General features: G+C 60.1%; 27 protein-coding genes and 5 tRNA genes. 21 read left to right on the top strand and 11 right to left on the bottom strand.

Annotated elements, in window-relative coordinates:
- Positions 1–6 precede the first annotated feature (6 nt).
- Both fkpB and ispH read left to right on the top strand, forming a co-directional pair.
- Positions 7–444 (top strand): FKBP-type peptidyl-prolyl cis-trans isomerase, encoded by a 438-nt coding sequence (fkpB, locus tag HKK54_RS05690; RefSeq protein WP_003215879.1) that lies wholly within the window; start codon positions 7–9, stop codon positions 442–444.
- A 72-nt stretch (positions 445–516) separates the two neighbouring features.
- Positions 517–1,464 carry a 4-hydroxy-3-methylbut-2-enyl diphosphate reductase gene (ispH, locus tag HKK54_RS05685; protein ID WP_010174963.1) on the top strand — a complete coding sequence of 316 codons (948 nt, stop codon included), beginning with the start codon at positions 517–519 and terminating at the stop codon, positions 1,462–1,464.
- Here ispH and HKK54_RS05680 read toward each other — a convergent pair.
- Entirely contained in the window at positions 1,418–1,999 is a 582-nt protein-coding gene (locus tag HKK54_RS05680; RefSeq protein ID WP_169386339.1) for a GspH/FimT family pseudopilin, read from the bottom strand. The genes ispH and HKK54_RS05680 overlap by 47 nt on opposite strands.
- 221 nt (positions 2,000–2,220) lie before the next feature.
- On the opposite strand from HKK54_RS05680, the gene pilV reads away from it, so the two are divergent.
- From pilV to thiO, 5 genes are all read left to right on the top strand, one after another.
- Positions 2,221–2,697, top strand: coding sequence for a type IV pilus modification protein PilV (gene pilV, locus HKK54_RS05675; RefSeq protein WP_169386338.1), 477 nt, complete (start codon positions 2,221–2,223; stop codon positions 2,695–2,697).
- The gene (locus HKK54_RS05670) at positions 2,694–3,401 is read left to right on the top strand and encodes a PilW family protein (RefSeq protein ID WP_169386337.1); all 708 of its coding nucleotides are present in this window, start codon (positions 2,694–2,696) and stop codon (positions 3,399–3,401) included. The genes pilV and HKK54_RS05670 overlap by 4 nt, the downstream gene beginning before the upstream one ends.
- Before the next feature lie 7 nt (positions 3,402–3,408).
- Positions 3,409–3,936, top strand: a complete 528-nt coding sequence (locus HKK54_RS05665; protein WP_010174970.1) for a pilus assembly PilX family protein — start codon at positions 3,409–3,411, stop codon at positions 3,934–3,936.
- A 12-nt stretch (positions 3,937–3,948) separates the two neighbouring features.
- Complete coding sequence (locus HKK54_RS05660; protein WP_169386336.1) at positions 3,949–4,350, top strand: type IV pilin protein; 402 nt, start codon at positions 3,949–3,951, stop codon at positions 4,348–4,350.
- A 62-nt stretch (positions 4,351–4,412) separates the two neighbouring features.
- Complete coding sequence (thiO, locus tag HKK54_RS05655) at positions 4,413–5,522, top strand: glycine oxidase ThiO (RefSeq protein ID WP_169386335.1); 1,110 nt, start codon at positions 4,413–4,415, stop codon at positions 5,520–5,522.
- Here the strand turns inward: thiO and HKK54_RS05650 are convergent.
- Together HKK54_RS05650 and HKK54_RS05645 are read right to left on the bottom strand one after the other, a co-directional pair.
- Positions 5,509–5,742 (bottom strand): PP0621 family protein, encoded by a 234-nt coding sequence (locus tag HKK54_RS05650; RefSeq protein WP_010174976.1) that lies wholly within the window; start codon positions 5,740–5,742, stop codon positions 5,509–5,511. The genes thiO and HKK54_RS05650 overlap by 14 nt on opposite strands.
- Positions 5,743–5,869: 127 nt before the next feature.
- Positions 5,870–6,895, bottom strand: coding sequence for an outer membrane protein assembly factor BamD (locus HKK54_RS05645; RefSeq protein WP_008432851.1), 1,026 nt, complete (start codon positions 6,893–6,895; stop codon positions 5,870–5,872).
- Positions 6,896–7,044: 149 nt separating this feature from the next.
- On the opposite strand from HKK54_RS05645, the gene rluD reads away from it, so the two are divergent.
- The 7 genes from rluD (at position 7,045) to HKK54_RS05610 (ending at position 12,159) form a co-directional block, all read left to right on the top strand.
- The gene (gene rluD, locus HKK54_RS05640; RefSeq protein ID WP_169386334.1) at positions 7,045–8,007 is read left to right on the top strand and encodes a 23S rRNA pseudouridine(1911/1915/1917) synthase RluD; all 963 of its coding nucleotides are present in this window, start codon (positions 7,045–7,047) and stop codon (positions 8,005–8,007) included.
- Positions 8,004–8,729, top strand: a complete 726-nt coding sequence (gene pgeF, locus HKK54_RS05635) for a peptidoglycan editing factor PgeF (RefSeq protein WP_169386333.1) — start codon at positions 8,004–8,006, stop codon at positions 8,727–8,729. Before rluD ends, pgeF begins: the two co-directional genes overlap by 4 nt.
- A gap of 151 nt (positions 8,730–8,880) precedes the next feature.
- On the top strand, positions 8,881–11,445 hold the full coding sequence (gene clpB / locus HKK54_RS05630) for an ATP-dependent chaperone ClpB (RefSeq protein ID WP_169386332.1): 2,565 nt from the start codon (positions 8,881–8,883) through the stop codon (positions 11,443–11,445).
- A 300-nt stretch (positions 11,446–11,745) separates the two neighbouring features.
- A tRNA-Asn gene (locus HKK54_RS05625) sits at positions 11,746–11,821 on the top strand.
- Positions 11,822–11,830: 9 nt separating this feature from the next.
- Positions 11,831–11,907: transfer RNA gene (locus HKK54_RS05620), tRNA-Pro, on the top strand.
- A gap of 5 nt (positions 11,908–11,912) precedes the next feature.
- Positions 11,913–11,988: transfer RNA gene (locus HKK54_RS05615), tRNA-Lys, on the top strand.
- A 94-nt stretch (positions 11,989–12,082) separates the two neighbouring features.
- Positions 12,083–12,159: transfer RNA gene (locus HKK54_RS05610), tRNA-Pro, on the top strand.
- 192 nt (positions 12,160–12,351) lie between these two features.
- Here HKK54_RS05610 and HKK54_RS05605 read toward each other — a convergent pair.
- From HKK54_RS05605 to HKK54_RS05595, 3 genes are all read right to left on the bottom strand, one after another.
- The gene (locus HKK54_RS05605) at positions 12,352–13,650 is read right to left on the bottom strand and encodes an NAD(P)/FAD-dependent oxidoreductase (protein WP_169386331.1); all 1,299 of its coding nucleotides are present in this window, start codon (positions 13,648–13,650) and stop codon (positions 12,352–12,354) included.
- Positions 13,651–13,710: 60 nt separating this feature from the next.
- Positions 13,711–13,884, bottom strand: coding sequence for a DUF3094 family protein (locus HKK54_RS05600; RefSeq protein WP_010174986.1), 174 nt, complete (start codon positions 13,882–13,884; stop codon positions 13,711–13,713).
- Between the two features lie 89 nt (positions 13,885–13,973).
- Positions 13,974–14,603: a DUF1780 domain-containing protein gene (locus tag HKK54_RS05595; protein WP_008437312.1), complete on the bottom strand. Its 630-nt coding sequence runs from the start codon at positions 14,601–14,603 to the stop codon at positions 13,974–13,976.
- 102 nt (positions 14,604–14,705) lie between these two features.
- On the opposite strand from HKK54_RS05595, the gene HKK54_RS05590 reads away from it, so the two are divergent.
- The 3 genes from HKK54_RS05590 to HKK54_RS05580 all read left to right on the top strand — a co-directional run bounded on the left by HKK54_RS05590 (position 14,706) and on the right by HKK54_RS05580 (position 16,140).
- Complete coding sequence (locus HKK54_RS05590) at positions 14,706–15,173, top strand: FAD/FMN-containing dehydrogenase (protein ID WP_169386330.1); 468 nt, start codon at positions 14,706–14,708, stop codon at positions 15,171–15,173.
- On the top strand, positions 15,170–15,859 hold the full coding sequence (locus HKK54_RS05585) for an energy-coupling factor ABC transporter permease (RefSeq protein WP_010174991.1): 690 nt from the start codon (positions 15,170–15,172) through the stop codon (positions 15,857–15,859). The genes HKK54_RS05590 and HKK54_RS05585 overlap by 4 nt, the downstream gene beginning before the upstream one ends.
- A 65-nt stretch (positions 15,860–15,924) precedes the next feature.
- Positions 15,925–16,140, top strand: coding sequence for a hypothetical protein (locus HKK54_RS05580; protein ID WP_003215917.1), 216 nt, complete (start codon positions 15,925–15,927; stop codon positions 16,138–16,140).
- On the opposite strand, the gene yacG is transcribed toward HKK54_RS05580, so the two are convergent.
- From yacG to HKK54_RS05560, 4 genes are read right to left on the bottom strand one after another with little or no spacing between them, the layout of a single operon-like run.
- Complete coding sequence (gene yacG, locus HKK54_RS05575) at positions 16,137–16,337, bottom strand: DNA gyrase inhibitor YacG (RefSeq protein WP_010174995.1); 201 nt, start codon at positions 16,335–16,337, stop codon at positions 16,137–16,139. The two genes, HKK54_RS05580 and yacG, sit on opposite strands and share 4 nt — an antisense overlap.
- A complete protein-coding gene (coaE, locus tag HKK54_RS05570; protein ID WP_010174998.1) occupies positions 16,334–16,957 on the bottom strand; it encodes a dephospho-CoA kinase in 624 nt (207 codons plus the stop codon). Before coaE ends, yacG begins: the two co-directional genes overlap by 4 nt.
- A complete protein-coding gene (locus tag HKK54_RS05565) occupies positions 16,954–17,832 on the bottom strand; it encodes a prepilin peptidase (RefSeq protein WP_442962322.1) in 879 nt (292 codons plus the stop codon). Before HKK54_RS05565 ends, coaE begins: the two co-directional genes overlap by 4 nt.
- On the bottom strand, positions 17,829–19,037 hold the full coding sequence (locus HKK54_RS05560) for a type II secretion system F family protein (RefSeq protein WP_169386329.1): 1,209 nt from the start codon (positions 19,035–19,037) through the stop codon (positions 17,829–17,831). Before HKK54_RS05560 ends, HKK54_RS05565 begins: the two co-directional genes overlap by 4 nt.
- 200 nt (positions 19,038–19,237) lie before the next feature.
- Here HKK54_RS05560 and HKK54_RS05555 point away from each other — a divergent pair, with 200 nt between their 5' ends.
- The 4 genes from HKK54_RS05555 to HKK54_RS05540 all read left to right on the top strand — a co-directional run bounded on the left by HKK54_RS05555 (position 19,238) and on the right by HKK54_RS05540 (position 21,701).
- A complete protein-coding gene (locus HKK54_RS05555; RefSeq protein WP_169389249.1) occupies positions 19,238–19,651 on the top strand; it encodes a pilin in 414 nt (137 codons plus the stop codon).
- 86 nt (positions 19,652–19,737) lie between these two features.
- The gene (locus tag HKK54_RS05550) at positions 19,738–21,147 is read left to right on the top strand and encodes an O-antigen ligase family protein (protein WP_010175005.1); all 1,410 of its coding nucleotides are present in this window, start codon (positions 19,738–19,740) and stop codon (positions 21,145–21,147) included.
- A gap of 39 nt (positions 21,148–21,186) precedes the next feature.
- Positions 21,187–21,259 (top strand) — tRNA-Thr (locus HKK54_RS05545).
- 136 nt (positions 21,260–21,395) lie between these two features.
- Positions 21,396–21,701 carry a DUF6388 family protein gene (locus tag HKK54_RS05540; protein WP_010175007.1) on the top strand — a complete coding sequence of 102 codons (306 nt, stop codon included), beginning with the start codon at positions 21,396–21,398 and terminating at the stop codon, positions 21,699–21,701.
- 176 nt (positions 21,702–21,877) lie between these two features.
- Here the strand turns inward: HKK54_RS05540 and nadC are convergent, their stop codons facing one another.
- Positions 21,878–22,726 (bottom strand): carboxylating nicotinate-nucleotide diphosphorylase, encoded by an 849-nt coding sequence (gene nadC / locus HKK54_RS05535; RefSeq protein WP_010175009.1) that lies wholly within the window; start codon positions 22,724–22,726, stop codon positions 21,878–21,880.
- Positions 22,727–22,848 lie beyond the last annotated feature (122 nt).

Below are 22,848 nucleotides of genomic sequence, written 5' to 3'. Positions count from 1 at the left end.
CAGGTATTGGCTGAGCAACGCATCGGCCAGAACACGGAAGTCACCTTGCATTTCGCATTGCGCCTGGAGAATGGCGACACGGTCGACAGCACGTTCGACAAGGCCCCGGCGACCTTCAAGGTCGGTGACGGCAACCTGCTGCCGGGTTTCGAAGCGGCCCTGTTCGGTTTCAAGGCCGGCGACAAGCGCAACCTGCAGATCCTGCCGGAAAACGCCTTTGGCCAGCCCAACCCGCAAAACGTGCAGATCATCCCGCGTTCGCAGTTCCAGGACATGGAGCTGTCGGAAGGCTTGCTGGTGATCTTCAATGATGCGGCGAATACCGAGCTGCCAGGTGTGGTGAAAGCCTTTGATGACGCGCAAGTGACCATCGACTTCAACCACCCGTTGGCCGGGAAAACCTTGACCTTTGATGTTGAAATCATCGACGTTAAAGCGCTCTGACTGACGAAGCCGGCGCTGGTAAACGGCGCCGCAATGTTCCAATTTCTTGCGTTGCAAGACACGAGGCACAGCATGCAAATCAAACTCGCCAACCCCCGTGGCTTCTGCGCCGGCGTGGACCGGGCGATTGAAATCGTCAACCGCGCCCTGGAAGTCTTCGGGCCGCCGATTTATGTGCGTCATGAAGTCGTCCATAACAAATTCGTGGTCGAAGACCTGCGCAGTCGCGGCGCCATCTTCGTTGAAGAACTGGACCAGGTGCCGGACGACGTTATCGTCATCTTCAGCGCCCACGGCGTTTCCCAGGCGGTGCGTACTGAAGCTGCAGGCCGTGGCCTGAAAGTGTTCGACGCTACCTGCCCGCTGGTGACCAAGGTGCACATCGAAGTTGCGCGCTACAGCCGTGATGGTCGTGAATGCATCCTGATCGGCCACGCCGGTCACCCGGAAGTCGAAGGCACCATGGGCCAGTACGACGCCAGTAATGGCGGCGCGATCTACCTGGTAGAGGATGAAAAAGACGTCGCCGCCTTGCAGGTGCACAACCCTGAAAAGCTGGCCTTCGTCACCCAGACCACCTTGTCCATGGATGACACAAGCCGCGTCATCGATGCCTTGCGCTCGCGTTTCCCGGCCATCGGCGGGCCACGCAAGGATGACATCTGCTACGCCACGCAAAACCGCCAGGATGCGGTCAAGCAATTGGCTGACGAATGCGACGTAGTACTGGTGGTGGGCAGTCCGAACAGTTCCAACTCCAATCGGCTGCGCGAGCTGGCCGAGCGCATGGCGACTCCGGCCTACCTGATCGATGGTGCCGAAGACATGCAGCGCAGCTGGTTCGACGGTGTCGAGCGCATTGGTATCACTGCGGGTGCCTCGGCCCCGGAAGTGCTGGTGCGTGGCGTGATTCAACAATTGCAGGCCTGGGGCGCAACCGGTGCCGATGAGCTGGCTGGTCGTGAAGAGAACATCACTTTCTCCATGCCCAAGGAGCTGCGGGTTCGTTCGCTGCTCTGAGCCCCAACGTGCCGGCGTAGCCCCGGCACAACGCCTGCTCGGTCTTGTTACTGCGCAGGCTGATGCGCCCGCTGGCTGCCAGCACTATCTGATACAGGCTCAATTGCTGGTCCGTGGCACACACGTGAACCGTGCCAGCACTGAACGCCCCTGCTGATAGCAGCGGTTCACCCAGGCCGCTGAAGCGTATCTGGGTTCTCACCGGGGTATTCCCCACAATTGGTATCTGCCCACTGTCCTGGCGCTCCAGCAGCACCGGGTTGTCGTCGTCCAGATGGCCGCGACCGTTCAGGTCCAGTATTACCCTCCATCCCCGACTCCAGTCATCGTCCAATGCATGGATGACCACCGTGCGATTGCGTGCGATGGCTTCCGTGCGCGCATAACGCACCCCGCTGGCAAGGGATTCGGCGGCGCCCTGGCGTCGTTGCGACTCAAGCAGCCCCTTGAGGCTCGGCACTGCCAGATTGGCCAGGATGCCGCTCAGGAACAGGCCCAGTATCAGCTCGATCAGCGAGAAACCTCGTTGTTTCATGTGCCGTCCCTCCGTGGACGCGGTGTGCTTTTTCAGTCGGTGCCGGATGGCAGACATAGTTATAGCGCCCGGGACGGGGCGTCGAATGGTGGCCATTTAGTCCAAAGTATTTCGCTTTGTTCCGGGGTGCAGCGCTTGGGCAAGACCGGCGCTAGTCTTGCGTCGCACTGCGGATTTCCCGCTGCTTTTTTTGACGACCTTCGACATGGATGGCGACGGTAATGAATACGTGCCCTGCAATATTTCACCCTCGACCGACCCAGGTCGGGATGACCCTGGTCGAGGTTTTGGTGTCTGTACTGATCCTGGCCATTGGCCTGCTGGGGGCGGCGGTGATTCAGCTCAATTCGTTGAAATACACCGACAGTTCCAGGATGACCAGTCAGGCCAGTTTCATTGCGTACGACATGCTTGACCGGATCCGTGCCAACTCCGGTGCCGATTATTCGTGGGCACAGAGCGAGCGCGCGCCTGCGAGTACTTCGGTCGCGAGTGTCCGTGATCTGGACCTGCACGATTTCGAAGCCAACATCGCAGGATTTGCCGGGGAGAGCGCCAAGGGTTCGGTGGTGGTCAATCAGCGCGAGGTGACGATCAGTATCAGTTGGGACGACTCCCGTGGCGCGAAGGCTCAAGGGGCCCGGGAAACATTTACCCTGACCAGTCGGGTTGCCGTCGACCCGAGGGTGCGGCCATGAGATGCCCAGGTCGCGGTTTCAGTCTGGTGGAGATGCTGCTGGCATTGGCCCTCGGCCTGGTGCTGATCCTGGGCGTGACGCAGATTGCGCTCAGCTCCCGAATCACTCATGCCAGTCAGCGTGCAGCTTCGCTGCTGCAGGATGATGCACGGTTCGTCCTCGGCAAGCTGATTCAGGAAATACGCCAGGCAGGCATGTTCGGTTGCCTGTCCACGGCCTCGATCAGCAACGCGCCTGCGGGTTTCGATCGGCCCATCGGCTGGAGTGCCACCGGCAGCTCCCGGTCTCTGACGCTGGTGACCGCTGACGTCGGAGAGGGCGGCAGCAAGCCCGATTGGACAGTGCTCTCCGACTGCACCGTTGCTGCCCAAGCCTATGCGGGGAGCGCGCCGGCACCCGCGCCCGGGCAGATCCGCTTTCCACTGCGCAGGCTGACGTACACCTTCGAGGGCGGGCAATTGAAGTTCAGCACGCTGGCGGCCCCGAGCAAGGCGGTGCTTGTGGATAACGTGGGGGCGTTCGATATCAGTTTCGGGGTGGCCGGGAAGGCGGGCTCGACGGTTGTCACCCGATATGATCCCAACCCCGGCGATGAGTCGCTGATACGTAGTGTGCGGATTTTACTGACGCTTCAGGATCCGGCGGGGTTGGTGAAAGACCAGACCTATAGCGTTGTAGCGGCGCTGCGTAATCGTCTGGAGTAGCGGGCCCATGGTTTATGACTTCTCCCGTTCAAGGCAGGCAGGCATGGTGTTGCTGATCAGCCTGGTCTTTCTGCTGCTGTTGGCGCTGCTCGGGTTGTCTTCGATGGAGGGGGCAATCTCGCAAGAAAAAATGACCGGCGGTGTTCGCCAGCGCAACCAGTCGTTTCAGCTGGCCGAAAGCGGCCTCAGGCTTGGCGAGTCTGTGGTGCAGGCGCCCGGGTTTGCCCTGCACCCTTGTCGCTCGATTGCCGCGTGCGCGCCACCTGCCGAGTCGGTTTCGGTCGCGGGGCCCGGGACGAACCCCGTGTCGACGGTCACTTGGATCGGGATGAAGGATGGCATCTACGGTATTCAAAACCTGGGGCCGGGGACGGGCTTGGCCCATCTCCCGGCAGACATCCAGGCCACTCTCTATCGCGTGACGTCGGTGGGTGTCAGTGGTCACTCGCGATCGGTCCTGGAATCTGTGTATGCGCGCGTCGGCAGCGGCCCCGATGAGCGTTTTCGACGAATCATGTGGCGGCAACTTCAATAGGTGAACAGCACGATGAGCAAGGATTGCACAGGCTTCACCCTGATCGAATTATTGATCGCCGTGGCGATCATCGGCCTCCTGGCAGGGGTTGCCTATCCCGGGTATACCAGCCATATGAAAAAGGTCTATCGTGCGGAAATTGCCGGGTTGCTGACTGAACAGGCCCAACTCCTTGAGCGCTATTACGCGAGGAACGGCACTTTTATTGATGCGACCGGCGTCATCGCCGGCAATGATCGCTATAGAATCACCCCTGCATTGAACCCTCAGGATTTCATTCTGCTTGCCACACCGGCGATTGACTCGGTGATGGCCGGCGATCCCTGTGCCGCCTTCAGCCTGAGCAGTACCGGTGCGCGAAGCAATCCGGGAGCCGCGCCTGATATGACCCGCAAGGCGTGCTGGGGGCAATGATGAGGAAGCTGGACGATTGGGCGCCGGGCGTGCCTTTTTCTTTTTATCGGCTGGATCGAACAATGGCTAAGCAACAGCAAGTAGTGGTTGTGGGTGGTGGGGTAATCGGGTTGTTGACGGCGTTCAACCTGGCGACCCAGGGGCAGGCGGTGGTGCTGCTGGATCGTTCGGCGGTCGGGCAGGAGTCTTCGTGGGCAGGCGGCGGCATTGTTTCCCCACTGTACCCGTGGCGCTACAGCCCGGCGGTAACTGCCCTGGCGCATTGGTCCCAGGACTTTTACCCGCAACTCGCGGAGCGTCTGTTTGCAGCGACTGGCGTTGATCCGGAAGTTCACACCACGGGCCTGTATTGGTTGGATCTGGACGATGAAGCCGAGGCGCTTGCCTGGGCCGCCCGCGAAGGCCGTCCGTTGAGCAAGGTGGATGTTTCAGCTGCCCATGACGCTGTGCCGGTGTTGGGTACCGGGTTTTCCCAGGCGATCTATATGGCGGATGTGGCCAATGTGCGTAATCCGCGACTGGTCAAATCCCTCAAGGCGGCCTTGTTGGCCCTGCCAGGCGTGACGATTCACGAGCAGTGCGCGGTTGATGGGTTTATTCAGGAAGGTGGGAAGATTGTTGGTGTGAACACGGCGCTTGGGCCGATCCGTGGTAATCAGGTAGTGCTCGCCGCCGGTGCCTGGAGCGGTGAGTTACTGGGCAGCCTGGGGTTGGCGCTGCCCGTGGAGCCAGTCAAGGGCCAGATGATCTTGTACAAATGCGCGTCGGACTTTTTGTCGTGCATGGTCCTGGCAAAGGGTCGTTATGCGATTCCCCGGCGCGACGGGCACATTCTGATCGGCAGCACGCTGGAGCATGAAGGCTTCGACAAGACCCCCACCGATTCCGCGCTGGAAAGCCTGAAGGCCTCTGCCGTCGAGTTGATCCCGGCCCTGGCCGATGCTCAAGTGGTGGGACATTGGGCCGGCTTGCGGCCCGGCTCGCCGGAAGGCATTCCCTATATTGGCAAGGTGCCCGGGTTTGAAGGGCTGTGGCTCAACTGCGGGCATTACCGCAATGGCCTGGTGCTGGCGCCGGCGTCCTGCCAGTTGTTCGCCGATTTATTGCTGGGGCGTCAGCCGATCATTGATCCGACACCGTACGCGCCGGCAGGCCGAATCAGCGCTGGATAGCCTTCGGCCCTTGCTCCAGATGCGCCTGGGTGCAATACCATTCCTGGCGCAGGCTCAAGGCTCGGTCCTGTGGCAGGTGAAGACCGCAGTGGGCGCAACGCACCATCTGGATCGTGCCGGGTTCGCTGGGCCGCTGCTGTTTGGCGGCCGGGCTTTTGAATTTGCGCCAAAACCATACCGCGGCAGCAATAACGGCAATCCAGAACAGTAGACGAACCATGGTGGGCAGCTTCTCGACAAGGAATTCAGCAGTTTAGCCAAGGACGTGACAGGCGCACAGCGGAATTAAATCGCAGGCAAAAAAAGGGAGACCCGAGGGTCTCCCTTTTTTGCATCGCAGCGAAAAATCAGTCAAAGATACCGAAAGTCATGTAGCTGAACCACGAGCGGTCTTCGTTGTTGCCCAGGGCTTGAGGCCCTTGCTCTTCGATAATGTCGCCGTTTTCGTCACGAGGCTTGAGGTCCGATGGAATCGAATCCTTGGCGTCCTGGTATTGCTTGATAATGTCCTGGTTGGCGCGGGTTTCGCCCGGCGGCAGCGGTGGACGGGACTCGATCAGGCCCAGGGTGTATTTGCTCAACCACGAGCGGTTGTCCGCTTCGGCTACCTGCGGTACGAACTGGCCGTCCTTCAGGCTTGGGTGGTCCGGGTAGTTGAGCTTCAGGGTTTCCAGGCTGGTAGCGGCCAGGGCGTCCAGGTGCAGGCGCTGGTAAGCCTCGGTCATCACGGCCAGGCCGTCACCCACGGACGGGGTTTCCTGGAAGTTTTCCACTACATAGCGGCCACGGTTCGCGGCAGCGACATACGCCTGACGGGTCAGGTAGTAGTGGGCTACGTGGATCTCGTAGGAAGCCAGCAGGTTGCGCAGGTAGATCATGCGCTGCTTGGCGTCAGGCGCGTAGCGGCTGTTGGGGTAGCGGCTGGTCAGCTGGGCAAACTCGTTGTAGGAGTCGCGGGCAGCGCCCGGGTCACGCTTGGTCATGTCCAGCGGCAGGAAGCGCGCCAGCAGGCCAACGTCCTGGTCAAACGAGGTCAGGCCCTTGAGGTAGTAGGCGTAGTCCACGTTCGGGTGTTGCGGGTGCAGGCGGATAAAACGCTCGGCGGCGGACTTGGCAGCTTCCGGCTCGGCGTTCTTGTAGTTGGCGTAGATCAGCTCGAGCTGGGCCTGGTCGGCGTAGCGCCCGAACGGATACCGCGACTCCAGTGCCTTCAGCTTTGCCGTGGCGCTGGTGTAGCTGTGGTTGTTCAGGTCGGTCTGAGCTTGTTGGTACAGCTCGACCTCGCTCAGGTTTTCGTCGACGACTTCCTTTGTTGACGAGCAAGCAGCAGTCATGGCGAGGATGGCGATCAGCAGCAGGTGTTTCACTTGCATGGCGGCTTGCGTCCCTATGACGGCCGCTGTCTTGGGCGGGGCCGTCCTGTTATGATGAGCGCCCCTTGGAAAGCCTCGGGGCAAAAGACGCCGTATTTAACCACAAGCGCGCAGCCGAAACCAAAGGCTGTGCCACGCCTAGTCTGAGCATGTCCGATAAAATTGAACTTCGCGCAGAGGTGCCGTCCGAATTGGGCGGCCAACGCCTCGATCAAGTCGCCGCACAATTATTCGCTGAGCACTCGCGCTCGCGCCTTTCCGCCTGGATCAAAGACGGCCGCCTGACTGTGGATGGAGCGGTTATCCGCCCGCGAGACATAGTCCATGGTGGTGCGATTCTTGAGCTGAATGCCGAGCAGGAAGCCCAGGGAGAATGGATCGCCCAGGACATTGAACTGGACATCGTCTACGAAGACGACGACATCCTGGTGATCAATAAACCCGCAGGCCTCGTGGTTCACCCGGCCGCCGGGCACGCTGATGGCACCCTGCTCAATGCCTTGCTGCACCACGTGCCGGACATCATCAATGTCCCGCGCTGCGGCATCGTGCACCGTCTGGACAAGGACACCACCGGCCTTATGGTGGTGGCCAAGACCATTCAGGCGCAGACGCAGCTGGTCACACAACTGCAGAGCCGCAGCGTCAGCCGGATCTACGAATGCATCGTGATCGGTGTGGTAACGGCGGGTGGCAAAATCAATGCCCCGATCGGTCGCCACGGCCAGCAGCGCCAGCGCATGGCGGTGATGGAAGGCGGCAAGCAGGCCGTCAGCCACTACCGTGTACTTGAGCGTTTCCGCTCCCACACCCACGTGCGGGTGAAGCTGGAAACCGGTCGTACCCACCAGATTCGGGTGCACATGGCGCACATCAACTTCCCGTTGGTCGGAGATCCGGCCTACGGTGGCCGCTTCCGTATTCCGCCTGCGGCCAGTGCAACCATGGTTGATTCGCTGAAGACCTTCCCGCGCCAGGCGCTGCATGCCCGCTTCCTGGAGCTGGATCATCCGACGAGCGGTAAGCGGATGAGCTGGGAATCGCCACTTCCAGACGATTTTGTCTGGTTGTTGTCGCTGCTCAAGCAGGATCGCGAGGCGTTTATCGGATGAGTGACTGGCTGATTCCTGACTGGCCCGCGCCGGCCGGGGTGAAAGCCTGTGTTACCACCCGTGCGGGCGGCGTCAGTGTGGCGCCGTTCGATAGCCTCAACCTTGGCGATCATGTCGAGGACAGTCTCGACGCCGTCCTTGAAAATCGCCGTCGCCTTACCGACGCCTTCAATATTCAGCCGGCCTGGTTGCGTCAGGTTCACGGTGTTGGTGTGGTTGAGGCGGATCCAAGTCGGACTGCCGAAGCAGATGGCAGTTGGACCAGCACCCCTGGCATCGCCTGCACATCAATGACGGCAGATTGCCTGCCTGCCTTGTTTTGCAATCGCGCCGGCACCCGCGTGGCCGCAGCCCATGCCGGCTGGCGTGGGCTGGCCGCTGGCGTATTGGAAGCGACCGTTGAAAGCCTGGATACCGAGCCTGCCGACGTACTGGTGTGGCTGGGCCCGGCGATTGGCCCGCAAGCCTTTGAAGTCGGCCCGGAAGTGCGTGAAGCCTTTATGCAGCAACTTCCGGAAACGATTGCGGCGTTCGTCCCCAGTCAGAACCCGGGCAAGTTCATGGCCGATATTTATCAGTTAGCCCGCCTGCGTCTCGCAGCCCGTGGCGTTACTGCTGTCTATGGTGGCGGCTTCTGCACGGTGACCGATCCCCGCTTCTATTCCTACCGCCGCAGCCCGCGCACGGGTCGGTTTGCCTCCCTTATCTGGCTTGAACGCTAGACTCTCTTGACTTGGGTCAATCCTGACGCAAGTCAGCAATAGCCCGCTTGAATCTTCCAGAATCCACCCCATCTATAAGGGTATCTGGCAGGTTTCTTCATTCAGGATGTGTTTGTTCATAGCTCCGGCCTGCTCAAAAGGAAGGTGACTAATGCGTATTGATCGTTTAACCAGCAAATTGCAGTTGGCTTTATCTGACGCCCAATCTCTGGCGGTTGGCCTGGACCATCCGGCCATCGAGCCTGCGCACTTGATGCAAGCGCTTCTGGAGCAGCAAGGCGGTTCCATCAAACCCTTGTTGATGCAGGTGGGCTTTGACGTCAACAGCCTGCGCAAAGAGTTGAGCAAAGAGCTCGACCAACTGCCGAAAATCCAAAATCCGACTGGCGACGTGAACATGTCCCAGGACTTGGCGCGCCTGTTGAACCAGGCCGACCGTCTGGCCCAGCAGAAGGGTGACCAGTTCATCTCCAGTGAAGTGGTGTTGCTCGCCGCGATGGACGACAACAGCAAGCTCGGCAAATTGTTGCTGGGCCAGGGCGTAAGCAAGAAAGCCCTGGAAAATGCCATCAACAACCTGCGCGGCGGCGAGGCGGTCAATGACCCTAACCACGAGGAGTCTCGCCAGGCCCTGGACAAATACACCGTCGACCTGACCAAGCGCGCCGAAGAAGGCAAGCTCGATCCGGTGATCGGCCGTGACGATGAAATTCGTCGCACCATCCAGGTCCTGCAGCGTCGCACCAAGAACAACCCGGTGCTGATCGGCGAACCTGGCGTGGGTAAAACCGCGATTGCCGAAGGCCTGGCCCAGCGCATCATTAATGGTGAAGTGCCGGATGGTCTTAAAGGCAAGCGCCTGCTGTCCCTGGACATGGGGTCGCTGATTGCCGGTGCCAAGTTCCGTGGCGAGTTCGAAGAGCGCCTGAAATCCCTGCTGAATGAACTGTCGAAGCAGGAAGGGCAGATCATTCTGTTTATCGACGAACTGCACACCATGGTCGGCGCCGGTAAAGGCGAAGGCTCGATGGACGCGGGCAACATGCTCAAGCCGGCACTGGCCCGCGGCGAGTTGCATTGCGTCGGTGCGACCACACTGAACGAATATCGCCAGTACATCGAGAAAGATGCGGCCCTTGAGCGCCGCTTCCAGAAAGTACTGGTGGAAGAACCGAGCGAAGAAGACACCATCGCGATCCTGCGTGGCCTGAAAGAGCGGTATGAGGTCCACCATAAAGTGGCGATCACCGACGGGGCGATCATTGCGGCGGCGAAATTAAGCCATCGCTACATTACTGATCGTCAGTTGCCGGACAAGGCCATCGACTTGATCGACGAGGCGGCCAGCCGCATTCGCATGGAGATCGATTCGAAACCCGAAGTGCTGGACCGTCTGGATCGGCGCCTGATTCAGCTGAAGGTTGAGTCCCAGGCCCTGAAGAAAGAAGAAGACGAGCCGGCGAAGAAACGCCTGGAAAAACTCCAGGAAGAAATTGTTCGTCTGGAGCGCGAGTATTCGGACCTCGAAGAAATCTGGACCTCGGAAAAAGCTGAAGTACAGGGTTCTGCACAGATCCAGCAAAAGATTGAGCAGTCCCGTCAGGAACTGGAAGCAGCCCGCCGTAAAGGCGACCTGAACCGCATGGCCGAGTTGCAGTACGGGGTGATCCCGGACCTGGAGCGCAGCCTGCAGATGGTCGACCAGCACGGCAAACCTGAGAACCAGTTGCTACGCAGCAAGGTGACCGAGGAAGAAATCGCCGAAGTCGTCTCGAAGTGGACCGGTATCCCTGTGTCGAAAATGCTCGAAGGCGAGCGCGACAAGCTGCTGAAGATGGAAAGCCTGTTGCACCAGCGCGTCATCGGCCAGGAAGAGGCGGTGGTTGCGGTGTCGAACGCGGTACGGCGTTCCCGGGCCGGGTTGTCCGACCCGAACCGTCCGAGCGGCTCGTTCATGTTCCTCGGCCCGACCGGCGTGGGTAAGACTGAGCTGTGCAAGGCCTTGGCCGAGTTCCTCTTTGATACCGAAGAGGCCATGGTGCGGATCGATATGTCCGAGTTCATGGAGAAACATTCCGTGGCTCGCCTGATCGGGGCGCCACCAGGCTATGTCGGGTACGAGGAGGGCGGTTACCTGACCGAAGCAGTACGGCGCAAGCCTTACTCGGTGATCCTCCTGGACGAGGTCGAGAAGGCCCACCCGGATGTGTTCAACGTGTTGCTGCAAGTGTTGGAAGATGGCCGGCTGACGGACAGCCACGGGCGTACCGTGGATTTCCGTAATACGGTGATTGTGATGACCTCCAACCTGGGCTCTGTACAGATCCAGGAACTGGTGGGTGATCGTGAAGCCCAGCGCGCAGCCGTGATGGACGCGCTGACCAGCCACTTCCGGCCGGAGTTCATCAACCGGGTCGATGAAGTGGTGATCTTTGAGCCTTTGGCGCGGGATCAGATCGCGGGCATCACCGAGATCCAGTTGGGCCGCCTGCGCAGCCGCCTGGCGGAGCGCGAGTTGTCGCTGGAGCTGAGCCGCGAGGCGTTGGACAAGCTGATCGCCGTCGGTTACGACCCGGTGTATGGCGCACGGCCGTTGAAGCGTGCGATCCAGCGCTGGATCGAGAACCCGCTGGCACAGCTGATCCTGTCGGGCAGCTTTATGCCGGGCACCAGCGTCGAGGCGACGGTGGAGAACGACGAAATCGTCTTCCACTGAGTTCAGGCTGTAGCGCTGTAACAAGAGGCCCCGCATTGCGGGGCCTTTTTTTTCGATAGGGCGTTGAACTGTAAGGCAAAGGCTTGTAAAGTGCGCCCCGCAGCAACGTCAGCCCAACGGTTTCTTCTCCCCAAGGAGAAATCAGAAAGAAGCGCAAATCCTTGTCTTAAAAGCAATTTAAAGGGTTGACAGAGGTTTTTAAGATTGTAGAATAGCGCGCCTCAGAGGCACTAACGTAGCGATACGGAAGCGTCGAAGAGAAGGTAACAAGCAACAACGTAACACTTTGAAATATGTAGTTCCGTGATAGCTCAGTCGGTAGAGCAAATGACTGTTAATCATTGGGTCCCAGGTTCGAGTCCTGGTCACGGAGCCAATTTCAAACCGGGGTATAGCGCAGTCCGGTAGCGCGCCTGCTTTGGGAGCAGGATGTCAGGAGTTCGAATCCCCTTACCCCGACCATATTTGGGTCGTTAGCTCAGTTGGTAGAGCAGTTGGCTTTTAACCAATTGGTCGTAGGTTCGAATCCCACACGACCCACCATTTTTGAGACCAGTTAACGCTGGAATCGAATCTTAAGATCAGAGGCCAAAAGCGCTGATCGAAGAAGGCGACTGAGAGGTCGCCTTTTTTTTACCGGGGTATAGCGCAGTCCGGTAGCGCGCCTGCTTTGGGAGCAGGATGTCAGGAGTTCGAATCCCCTTACCCCGACCATATTAAAAATCCTCGTATCGAAAGATGCGGGGATTTTTTTTGCCCGCGGAATCCCGGCCGCACCACAAAACAAATGTGGGAGCGGGCTTGCTCGCGAAAGCGGTGTGTCAGTCAGTACATCTGGCACTGAACCACCGCTTTCGCGAGCAAGCCCGCTCCCACACTAACCGAGTCCTATCCCGGAACGTGCTGTCAGTGCAGTTTCAGGCGCGGCTCGGTCCCGCGCCCAATCTTGCTTCCCAGCATCAGCATCGCCGTGCGGAAGAAGCCATACAGCGCCATCTGGTGCATGCGGTACAGCGACACATAAAACATCCGTGCCAGCCAGCCTTCCAGCATCACGCTGCCGGTCAGGTTGCCCATCAAGTTACCCACCGCCGAAAAACGCGACAGCGAGATCAGCGAGCCGTAGTCGGTGTACTTGTACGACGGCAGGTCCTTGCCCTCAATCCGCAGTTTCAGTGACTTGGCCAGCAACGATGCCTGCTGGTGAGCCGCCTGGGCGCGCGGTGGCACATTGCGGTCGGTGCCGGCTTGTGGGCAGGCTGCGCAATCACCAAAGGCGAAGATATTCTCGTCGCGGGTGGTTTGCAGGGTCGGCAGCACTTGCAGCTGGTTGATACGGTTGGTTTCCAGGCCATCGATGTCCTTGAGGAACCCTGGCGCACGGATCCCGGCAGCCCAGACCTTGAGGCTGGCCGGAATGACCTGGCCGCTGCTGGTGATCAGGGCGTCGGCAGTCACCTCACTTACGGCGGAGTTGGTCAGTACAGTCACCCCGAGTTTCTCCAGGGTTTTATGCACAGGCCCGCCAATTCGCTCCGGCAGGGCGGGCAACACCCGTGGACCGGCTTCTATCAGGGTGATGTGCATGTTTTCCGGCTTGATCTTGTCCAGGCCGTAGGCCGCCAGTTCATGGGCAGCGTTATGTAGCTCGGCGGCCAGCTCGACCCCGGTGGCACCGGCACCGACGATGGCGACGCTGATCTGCTCCACCACATCCGTCTGCCCCGCATGGGCTCGCAGATAGTGGTTGAGCAATTGCTGGTGGAAACGCTCGGCCTGTTTGCGGGTGTCGAGGAACAGGCAGTGCTGCGCCGCGCCCTCGGTGCCGAAGTCATTGGTGGTGCTGCCGACCGCGATCACCAGGCTGTCATAGCCCAGCACGCGTGCAGGCACCAGTTCTCGGCCTTCTTCGTCGAGGGTGGCGGCCAGCTGGATTTTTTTCTGCTCACGATCGAGCCCGCTCATGCGCCCCAGCTGGAACTCGAAGTGGTTCCATTTGGCTTGGGCAACATAGTTGAGTTCGTCTTCCGAAGAGTTCAGCGATCCGGCCGCCACCTCGTGGAGCAAGGGTTTCCAGATATGGGTCAGGTTGGCGTCCACCAGCGTGATGCTGGCGGTGCCGCGCTTGCCCAGAGTCTTACCCAGGCGGGTAGCCAACTCCAGGCCGCCGGCGCCGCCGCCGACGATAATAATACGATGGGTCATGGGGATATCTCGCAAGGCTAAAAGAAATCGGTGCGGTTACCCGAGCGAGCGCAAGGCAGCTCATAGCGTCAGGTAACTCAAAAGACGGCTCAGCAAACCCAGGCCGATCACTGCAACCAGCACCACGGCAAGGAGCAGCCAGGGCCGGAAAGGCTTGCGCTCGACTTGGTTCTGGGACAGTTGCAGGTACTCTTCGACATGCTGTTGGTCGTCGGGGTTCAGGCGGCTGGTCATAAAGGCCTCGTCAGGTAGACGTTGCTGAAGGGCGCCACGTTACAGTCGGGTGATTGGCGGCATTGCCAGAAGCATAGTCGCCAACCTGATCACAGGCTGATGCCCACATCAAACACTATGCTGCGCCCCAGATTGTTGCGCAAGAAGTCCGGAGCGTCCGGATGAGCAAACAATACGCGCGCAAAGGTCGGACCCACGAGGGACAGTGAGCGCCAGCCCTGGCGCAGGTACTCGGTGGGTGGTGGAAAATGGCTGTTGAGGTCCAGTACTTCGCGCTTGAGGCTGGCGAAGGCGATGAGGTCCAGCTCCCCCAGGTCCATCCCGCGCTCTTTATAGTTGTGCGCCTTCTTGCGCAGTGTGGGCGCCAGGCGCAGCAGGAATTCGTGGGCGGGAATGCGCCGGGGTTTGGCTTCTCGTCGAACCAGTTGGCTCAGGGAAAAGGCGCTGCGCCGACGCAGCAGTTCGTCGCGCCACTCGTCGTTCAGGCGCCGGCCTTCATCGAGTACGAAAAACACCTCGAAACTGGCATCGCGAAACAGCACATCCGGCGGCTCTTGCCCGGCGGCGTGGAACTCTTCGGCGCGGTAGGGCACGTTCAAGCCTTGCAGCAGGCGCTGGCAGACCCAACGCTCACGCTCCCATTTGCGGGCATTGGACAGGAACGCATTGGCTTGTTCGGCCGCTACGGTGAGCAGGCGCAAATAATCTGAGTCATCCATGTCACCAGCTTAGCGTCCAAATGATGACCGCAGGAAGTCCCGTATCAAAAGGTCGGTGTAGACTGGCTACTCGACAGTTCCCCCAGGCATGAGGAGTGTGCAGTGAAGTTTTTTGTGGTGCTGTTCTTGAGTCTTTTACCCGTGTGGGCCCAGGCCGTCGAAGTGGGTGAGCGTGTTGCACCCTGGACATTGCTTGACCAGTTCGACCAGGCCTACACCCTGGATGACCAGGCGCAAACCTTGTTGGTAGCGCGCAGCATGGACGCCGCAAAAATCGTCGACGCAGCGCTGCAAGGGCAGCCCAAGGGCTATCTGGAGGCGCGACATACGGTGTTTCTCGCCGATATCCAGCGCATGCCGCGGCTCATTGCGAAGATGTTCGCGGTGCCGGCCATGCAGGCCTACAACTATCGGGTCATGCTTGATCGCGATGCGCGTATAAGCCCGCGCTATCCGGCGGCTGTGGATAAAGTACTGTGGCTGCAACTGGATCACGGCAAGCTGGTGGCACAGCATGAATACGACTCCGCCGCTGAGTTGCGCCAGGCCCTGGAGCAGGTGCAGCCGTGATCAGCGCCGCGGTGCTGGCGCCGGAAACGCTCAGCATCGGCTGGCTGCTGTACGCGCCGGTGGTGATGTGGGCGCTCCTGCGTTCGCCATGGGTCGAGCTGTTTGCTGACCGACGGCGCCAGCATTTGCTGTTTGGCACGGTGTTCGCGCTGTTTATGTTGTGGCTGGTACGCCGGGATTTCGACACGGGGGTGTCCTACCACTTCATCGGCATGACCGCCGTGACCTTGCTGCTCGATTGGCCCCTGGCGATCGTCGGTGGCTTGGCCGCACAGCTCGGCCTGGTGTTGCTCGGCCGCCAGGATCTGGCCGCCGTGGGCGTCAATGGCATGCTGCTGATCCTGTTGCCGGTACTGGTCACCGAAGGCTGTGCGCTGCTGGTGGAGCGGGCGAAGCCGCGCAATCCCTTTGTGTATATCTTCTGCTCGGGATTTTTCGCGGCCGCACTGTCGGCCTTGTTGTGCCTGCTGGTGGGCCTGGGGTTGTTGTGGTTCGACGGCCGTTTTGCGATGCCGGAGTGGATCGAGGATTTTGTCGGCTATTTGTGGCTGATCATTTTTCCCGAGGCCTTTATCAACGGCATGGTGATCAGCGCCCTGGTGGTGTTCTGCCCGGAGTGGCTGGAGACATTCAACCGCACCCGCTACCTCTCGGCGCCCTGGAAGGATGACGATCCACGGCCTTGATCCACGTCAAATCCTGCACGCGCAAGTGGTCGCATGCTCTGCAAAATTTCCAGGAGCACGGAATCATGAGTGTGTACGAGTGGGCGCGGCAGGAGTTACGCAGAAGCCAGGACGCGGCGCAGGAAATCGGCTTTGACCCGGGCTTGACCCTGCGCGCCATGCTCAGTGCGGTGGTGCAGCAGAGCAAGGGCGTGCGCAGTTTTGAAGACCTGGCCGACGAGCTGCAATACCTTGCAGAGAATCTCGACGACCAGCAGGACTATGGCTTTATGCGGCCTTAGTGTTTGGGCTGAAAGTCTTCGGAGAACAGTTCGTCTTCGGCGTCCGGGCTGACCGGGATCTTGTGTTCTTCCGACGCCCAGGCGCCCAGATCGATCAGTTTGCAGCGGTCCGAGCAAAACGGGCGGTTGGGGTTGGTCGCTTTCCATTCCACGGGTGCACCGCAGGTTGGGCATTCGACGGTCAAGGGTTGGCTCATGATCGGCCTCCACGCAAAGTAAGGTAAAAGTGGTGCAGTCGCTCGACCTCGGCATGCAGCCGGGCCAGGTCCTGGTCATTGACCAGCACGTCATCGGCGTGGCGCAGGCGGTCTTCACGGGTGGCCTGGGCCTTGAGAATCGCCTGCACCTGCTCTTCGCTGATGCCGTCGCGCTGCAGGGTACGCTGAATCTGCAACGATTGCGGCACGTCGATCACCAGCACGCGCTGGGTCATGGTGTACTGGCCGGACTCGATCAGCAACGGTGACACCAGGATCGCGTAAGGCGATTGGGCGCGCGCCAGGTGGCTGCGAATCTCTTCGGTGATCAGCGGGTGCAGCAACGCCTCCAGCCAACGGCGTTCGTCAGGCACTTCGAAGATCAGCTTGCGCAGCGCCCCACGGTTCAGTTGCCCGTCAGGCTGTAGCACGCTCGCCCCGAAATGCTCGGCAATCTGCGCCAGGGCAGGGCGCCCGGGCTCGACTACCCAGCGCGCGGCGTGGTCGGCGTCAATCAGGTCCACGCCAAGCCGTACGAAGTGTTCGGCTGCCGCGCTTTTGCCACTGCCGATACCGCCAGTGAGGCCGAGAATCCAGGGTGTTGCAACAGAAGTGGTCATCTGAAACCGACAGACTGCAAATAGAAGTCGGTTATTTGACCACCCCAGAGCAATGCAATCCAGCCGGCAATTGCCAGATACGGACCAAAAGGCATTGGAGTGGAGGCTTGGGCTTTGCGCAGGCGCAATAGAACCAGGCCACCGATCACGCCCACCAGGGATGACAGCAACAGCGTCATCGGCAGAATTTGCCAGCCGCCCCAGGCGCCGAGCATTGCGAGTAACTTGAAATCACCGTAACCCATACCGTCCTTGCCGGTAATCAGCTTGAACAACCAGAACACCGACCACAGGCTCGTGTAGCCGGCTACCGCACCCCAGAGCGCATCGGGCAATGACACAAAAACGCCAACACTGTTGAGGATCAGCCCCATCCACAGCAACGGCAGCACCAGCGCGTCCGGCAGCAGTTGGTGATCGACATCGATCAGGCTCATCGCCAGCAGTCCCCAACTCAACACCATCACCGCACCGGCTGCCCAGCCAAAACCGAAATGCCAGGCGACAACCGCAGAGATCAACCCGCACGCCAATTCGGTGAAGGGGTACCGCACGCCGATAGGTTGATGGCAACTTGAGCAGCGCCCCCTGAGCAGCAAATAGCTGACGAGCGGAATATTCTCCCGGGGGCGAATCGGGTGGCTGCAGTTCGGGCAGCAGGAGTTGGGCCGCATCAGGTTATAGGGGGCGGCAGCGGGCTCGGCGGGAAGGCCAAGGACTTCATGGGCCTGGGCTCGCCATTCACGCTCCAGCATCTTTGGCAGGCGCCACACCAGCACGTTCATAAAGCTGCCGACAATAAGCCCCAGCACCAGTGCGCCTGATACAAACACCCAGGGCTGATAAACAAGTATTTCAGTCAGTGGCGTGCTCAAAAGGCCGTACCGAGCTGAAAGATCGGCAGGTACATGGCGAGCACCAAAGCCCCGACGATGCCCCCCAGTACCACCATGATCAGCGGCTCCATCAGGCTGGTGAGGTTGTCCACCAGGTGGTCGACGTCTGCCTCGTAATGGCTGGCGACTTTTTCCAGCATATGGTCGAGCGTGCCCGACTCCTCGCCGATGGCGGTCATCTGGATCGCCATGCCGGGAAACAGGCCGCTGACAGCCATGGATTCATTCAGTTGGGTTCCGGTTGATACGTCGTGGCGCATACGATTGATTGCCTGTTTGAACAGCCCATTCCCCGTGGCGCCTGCCACTGAATCCAGTGCTTGCACCAGCGGTACGCCCGCAGCAAAGGTCGTCGAGAGCGTGCGGGCGTAGCGGGCGACCGCCGATTTTTTCAGCAGTGTGCCTGCCACGGGTGCTTTCAACAAACTGGCATCGAGCCAGTGACGAAAGCCTGTCGATGAGCGATAGGCTTTGCGCAGGCCCGAAAAACTGGTGCCAGCGACCAGGATCAGCACCCAGCCGTTATGCCGCATGAACTCCGACAGGCTGATGACCCCGAGGGTAAAGCCCGGCAACTCGGCATCGACGCCGGCAAACAGCCCCTGGAACTGCGGCACGACGTGAATCAGCAAGATCGCACTGACCAGGGTGGTGACTGCCAGAACGGTCATGGGATAGGTCATGGCCTTTTTGATTTTGGCTTTCAACTGTTGGCTTTTTTCCAGGTGAATGGCGACCCGTTCCAGCAGTGCCTCGAGTGCGCCCGCCTGCTCACCCGCTGCAATCAGGTTGCAGTACAGCTCATCGAAGTAACGTGGCTGTTTCTGCAAGGCGGCGGTCAGGCTGCTGCCGGCGGCGATCTCCTGTTTCAAGCCCTGAACCAGGGCACGCAGGTGCGGGTTATCGACGCCTTCGGCGATGATGTCCAGTGCCTGCAAAAGCGCGATGCCGGCCTTTAGCAGCGTTGCCAGTTGGCGAGTGAAGAGGGCGATCTCTGCCGGCTTGACTGGCGTAGCCAGGCTCGGCCAGCCGGTGAATTTTTTCCGTACACGCCCGGGGCTGATCCCTTGTTGGCGCAATAGCGCCTTGATCAACGCAGGATTATGGCCGCTGGTTTCCCCAGACACTTTGCGCCCTTTGCGGTTGACGCCTTCCCAGGCATAGATCGCTGAAACATCATTCATTTCGCAGTTCCGCACACAGACAGTGGAAGATTTATAGCTTAGTCAGGTGACGGATTCGGGCAGGGGCGTCTTCAGCGAAAAAATGTCAGTTTGTGCGTCTTGTGCAGGATTGGTTGCGCGGGGGTGAGTACACTGGCGCGGTTACCGAGACGGGGTGCAGGATGCGCCTGCGACAGGTTTTATTCTGGAGAGTGAATGTGATGCGTCAGAAAGGCTTTACCTTGATCGAGTTGTTGATCGTCGTGGCGATCATCGGCATTTTGGCCACCATCGGCCTGCCCATGTACACCAAGCACCAGGCCAAGGCCAAGTTCACCGCTGGGCTGGCTGAAATCTCCGCGCTGAAGGCGGGCTTTGAAGACACGCTGAACCAAGGCACGCCGCCAACCCTGGCGTTGATTGGCGGGACCAGCCCCACGGCCAACTGCAAGATTGATGTTACCGGTGACGTCGCCACGGGCGCGGGTACGATTGCCTGCGAAATCCTCGACGCGCCCGCGCCGGTCCTGGGCAAGAGCATCACCTTGACCCGTAGCGCCACGACCGGCTGGAAGTGCACCACCACGGTAGAAGACTCATTCGCTGCCAAAGGTTGTGCCTCCGGCGGCGCCTGATAGCAAGGTCGTCTACTGTTTACGCAACAAGGGAGAGCGTGTGTGTAAACCGCTCCCTATGCGCCACAAGGAAGTAGAGGTTGCCGATGACGTTGTCCGTACAGTTGCGGGGGAGCACGTTCCTTGTGCTGGTGATGTGTTTGCTGACGCTGGCGATTTGCGCGCCTTTCAGCAGCCACGACTGGCAACGTGTGGTGCAGATATCGGTGGCGCTGTGTGCGGTGGTGTATGGGCTTAGCTCACCACGGGCAAAGCAATGCGTCGATAGGCCGACAGCGCTCGGGGTGGCGCTGATTGGGGGGATGGGGCTGGTGTCTGCAGTGTTGGCCCATCAGCCAGTCTGGGCCTTGACCGAACTGGCGATGGCCATCAGTTGCGGTGCCATCGCCGTTGCTTTCAGTCGGGTCAGGGGCAATGGCGATGAATCCCTGGACCGCGTCCTGATCCTGTTCGTATTGCTGCTGTGCCTGATCAAAAGCATTCAGTACCTGTATGCCGGCTTCCTCGCGTTTACCAGCGGTGAAACGGCACTGAACACCGATTTGCTGCTGTCCGGATTCTCCAACAAGCGCTTCTATGGTCAGTTCCAGACCTTCACCCTGCCGCTGCTGGCGCTTCCCTTGCTGCTTTCAACTGTCTCGCGTACTGCGCGGGCAATGGTGTTTATGCTGCTCTGTGTCTGGTGGCTGATTGCGATCAGCGGCGGTACCCGTGGCACGTGGCTCGGTATGGGAGCTGCCGGCTCCTTGCTGGTGTTTTTGGGGGCGCCGGGGCGGCGCTGGCTGGCCTGGCAGTTGGCGGCGCTGGCCTGCGGCTTGTTGTTGTATTGGTTGATGTTCACCGTGTTGGCAGGTTACTTGGGGATTGAAATTTCCAACGGTGCCGTAGACCGCCTGACGACCAGTTTGTCAGGGCGTGGGCCCATCTGGTGGCAAGCCTGGAACATGATTCTTGAGCGTCCTTTGCTGGGCTTCGGGCCGATGCATTTCGCCGATATTGCCAACGACATTGCCGCTCACCCTCACCAGGCGGTTCTGCAGTGGGCCAGCGAATGGGGCGTGCCGTCGACGCTGTGTGTGATCGCGCTGGTTGCGTGGGCGGGTTGGGCAACCGTGGGCGTATTGCGTGAACGTGCGTTGTCGTTGGCGCCCGTGGATCTGCTGCGGCTGTGCCTGTTTGCCTCGCTGATTGGTGCGCTGACCCAGGCCCAGGTGGATGGGGTGATCGTGATGCCGGTTTCGCAACTCTGGCTGGCGCTGGTGGCCGGATGGCTGATGGCATTGCATGTATGGAGAACTCCACCGGTCGCCCAGGCGCCGATGTTGTACAAGACCTGGATCGCGGCGAGTATCGTGGCCGTCGGCCTGCTGGTGTTTGTCGCGATTCGTGACGTGCCCCGCCTCACGGAGCGTAGCGAGCACTACATGACCCTGAGCAACGGGCACCTGCAGCCACGCTTCTGGGTGCAGGGTGTGATTGCTCTCGAAAAGCAGTGAGTTGCCGGACGTCCAAGGCAGTGCTAGCTTTAGCCCACCGCCCGTGTAGCTCAGCCGGTAGAGCAGCGCACTCGTAACGCGAAGGTCGCAGGTTCGATTCCTGTCTCGGGCAAAAAGGCAACACAGTTTTCAGATGATCCCAGAATGGTTCTGAAGGCCAGACGAACCGGTATTCATGCCTGTTCTTTTGTATCTGCGCGACCTTGATGACCCAGATGCATCCCCATTCCTCGATCTAAGAGAACGACATGACCACACAAGAAATGACCCAGGAAGCGCGGCACGAAGCAGCCCTCAAAAAGTACGTCGCGGAGTCGCCGGAACTGCTGGATGAGATCAAGGACCTGAGCGCCGATGATCAAAGGGACCAGATCCAATGGTCATTTGAGGATGAGGCCGAGGCCCAGGGCTTGCAGCCATGGGAACTGACCCTGAAGTACACCTCCACCCCCGAAGAGTTCGAGGCCGCGCGCCTGGCATTGCACAAGGAGGCCGCCGAGGTGCTGGGTGTCGACTGGAATGAGTATTGCGGAATGAATAACCTCGCGATCTGAGTCGTAACCGAGCGAGCTTTTGTGGCGAGGGGGCTTGTCCCCCGTTGGGCTGCGAAGCAGCCCTTAAACCTGCTCCCCAGTTCTTGCTGGCAGAATGCGGCGATCTCTTGGGGCTGCTGCCCAGCCCAGCGGGGGACAAGCCCCCTCGCCACATAGGTGTGCTCCTGCGGGTTACTTTACAGACTCAGCCGCATCGACAAATCCACCGCCTTCACATCCTTGGTCATCGCTCCGATGGAGATGTAGTCCACACCGGTTTCAGCGATGGGCAGCAGGGTGCTTTCGTTAATCCCCCCACTGGCTTCCAGCTTGGCTTTGCCGCCGTTCAGGCGCACGGCTTCGCGCATGTCATCCAGGCTCAGTTCATCGAGCATGATGATGTCGGCGCCCGCCGCCAATGCTTCGCGCAACTCCTCCAGGCTTTCCACTTCGATTTCCACCGGCTTGCCCGGGGCGATCTTGTGGGCGGCGCTGATGGCCTGGGCAATGCCGCCGCAGGCCGCGATGTGGTTTTCCTTGATCAGGAACGCGTCATACAGGCCGATGCGATGGTTGTGGCAACCGCCGCAGGTCACCGCGTACTTCTGCGCCAGGCGCAGGCCGGGCAGGGTCTTGCGGGTGTCCAGCAGCTTGACCTGGGTAGACGCGACAAAGTCCGCCAAATACTGGGCGCGCGTGGCAACGCCTGACAGCAGTTGTAGAAAATTCAGCGCGCAACGTTCGCCACTGAGCAGCGATCGAGCCGGGCCTTCCAGGTGAAACAGCACCTGGTTCGGGCTGACGCGCTCGCCGTCGCGCACCTGCCAATGCACAGCAACGCGCGGGTCCAGCTGGCGAAACACCGCTTCCACCCAGGCCGTGCCGCTGATAACGGCGGCATCGCGGGTGATGATCGTGGCCTTGGCCAGGCGTTCGGCCGGGATCAGTTGTGCGGTGATATCCCCACTGCCGATGTCTTCCAGCAATGCGCGACGCACGTTGGCTTCGATTTCGGCGGTCAGGTCGGCTAGACGAAGATTGGGCATAACAGGCTCCACAAACAAAGTGCCTGGATTATAGGGGCAGGGCGGGCCTTAACCCAAGGCAGCAGGTGCCATTGACGCGGCGTGCGGTGCTCATTTACACGGCAGTCACAGAGTTTGCTGGC

The sequence above is a fragment of the Pseudomonas sp. ADAK13 genome, assembly GCF_012935715.1.
Classification (GTDB): domain Bacteria; phylum Pseudomonadota; class Gammaproteobacteria; order Pseudomonadales; family Pseudomonadaceae; genus Aquipseudomonas.
The sequence above is the reverse complement of the archived record's forward strand: the minus strand, read 5'-3'. Positions and strand labels throughout refer to the sequence as shown.

Bases quoted from the DNA above. Each gene is read 5' to 3' on its own strand.
- HKK54_RS05560 (WP_169386329.1), bottom strand. From the start codon at position 19,037: ATGAATGATGTTTCAGCGATCTATGCCTGGGAAGGCGTCAACCGCAAA.
- pilV (WP_169386338.1), top strand. From the start codon at position 2,221: ATGAATACGTGCCCTGCAATATTTCACCCTCGACCGACCCAGGTCGGG.
- pgeF (WP_169386333.1), top strand. From the start codon at position 8,004: ATGAGTGACTGGCTGATTCCTGACTGGCCCGCGCCGGCCGGGGTGAAA.
- clpB (WP_169386332.1), top strand. From the start codon at position 8,881: ATGCGTATTGATCGTTTAACCAGCAAATTGCAGTTGGCTTTATCTGAC.
- HKK54_RS05665 (WP_010174970.1), top strand. From the start codon at position 3,409: ATGGTTTATGACTTCTCCCGTTCAAGGCAGGCAGGCATGGTGTTGCTG.
- thiO (WP_169386335.1), top strand. From the start codon at position 4,413: ATGGCTAAGCAACAGCAAGTAGTGGTTGTGGGTGGTGGGGTAATCGGG.
- HKK54_RS05645 (WP_008432851.1), bottom strand. From the start codon at position 6,895: ATGCAAGTGAAACACCTGCTGCTGATCGCCATCCTCGCCATGACTGCT.
- HKK54_RS05650 (WP_010174976.1), bottom strand. From the start codon at position 5,742: ATGGTTCGTCTACTGTTCTGGATTGCCGTTATTGCTGCCGCGGTATGG.
- HKK54_RS05550 (WP_010175005.1), top strand. From the start codon at position 19,738: ATGACGTTGTCCGTACAGTTGCGGGGGAGCACGTTCCTTGTGCTGGTG.
- ispH (WP_010174963.1), top strand. From the start codon at position 517: ATGCAAATCAAACTCGCCAACCCCCGTGGCTTCTGCGCCGGCGTGGAC.
- nadC (WP_010175009.1), bottom strand. From the start codon at position 22,726: ATGCCCAATCTTCGTCTAGCCGACCTGACCGCCGAAATCGAAGCCAAC.
- HKK54_RS05595 (WP_008437312.1), bottom strand. From the start codon at position 14,603: ATGGATGACTCAGATTATTTGCGCCTGCTCACCGTAGCGGCCGAACAA.
- rluD (WP_169386334.1), top strand. From the start codon at position 7,045: ATGTCCGATAAAATTGAACTTCGCGCAGAGGTGCCGTCCGAATTGGGC.
- HKK54_RS05670 (WP_169386337.1), top strand. From the start codon at position 2,694: ATGAGATGCCCAGGTCGCGGTTTCAGTCTGGTGGAGATGCTGCTGGCA.
- coaE (WP_010174998.1), bottom strand. From the start codon at position 16,957: ATGACCACTTCTGTTGCAACACCCTGGATTCTCGGCCTCACTGGCGGT.
- HKK54_RS05600 (WP_010174986.1), bottom strand. From the start codon at position 13,884: ATGACCAGCCGCCTGAACCCCGACGACCAACAGCATGTCGAAGAGTAC.
- HKK54_RS05540 (WP_010175007.1), top strand. From the start codon at position 21,396: ATGACCACACAAGAAATGACCCAGGAAGCGCGGCACGAAGCAGCCCTC.
- HKK54_RS05555 (WP_169389249.1), top strand. From the start codon at position 19,238: ATGCGTCAGAAAGGCTTTACCTTGATCGAGTTGTTGATCGTCGTGGCG.
- HKK54_RS05680 (WP_169386339.1), bottom strand. From the start codon at position 1,999: ATGAAACAACGAGGTTTCTCGCTGATCGAGCTGATACTGGGCCTGTTC.
- HKK54_RS05580 (WP_003215917.1), top strand. From the start codon at position 15,925: ATGAGTGTGTACGAGTGGGCGCGGCAGGAGTTACGCAGAAGCCAGGAC.
- HKK54_RS05660 (WP_169386336.1), top strand. From the start codon at position 3,949: ATGAGCAAGGATTGCACAGGCTTCACCCTGATCGAATTATTGATCGCC.
- yacG (WP_010174995.1), bottom strand. From the start codon at position 16,337: ATGAGCCAACCCTTGACCGTCGAATGCCCAACCTGCGGTGCACCCGTG.
- HKK54_RS05605 (WP_169386331.1), bottom strand. From the start codon at position 13,650: ATGACCCATCGTATTATTATCGTCGGCGGCGGCGCCGGCGGCCTGGAG.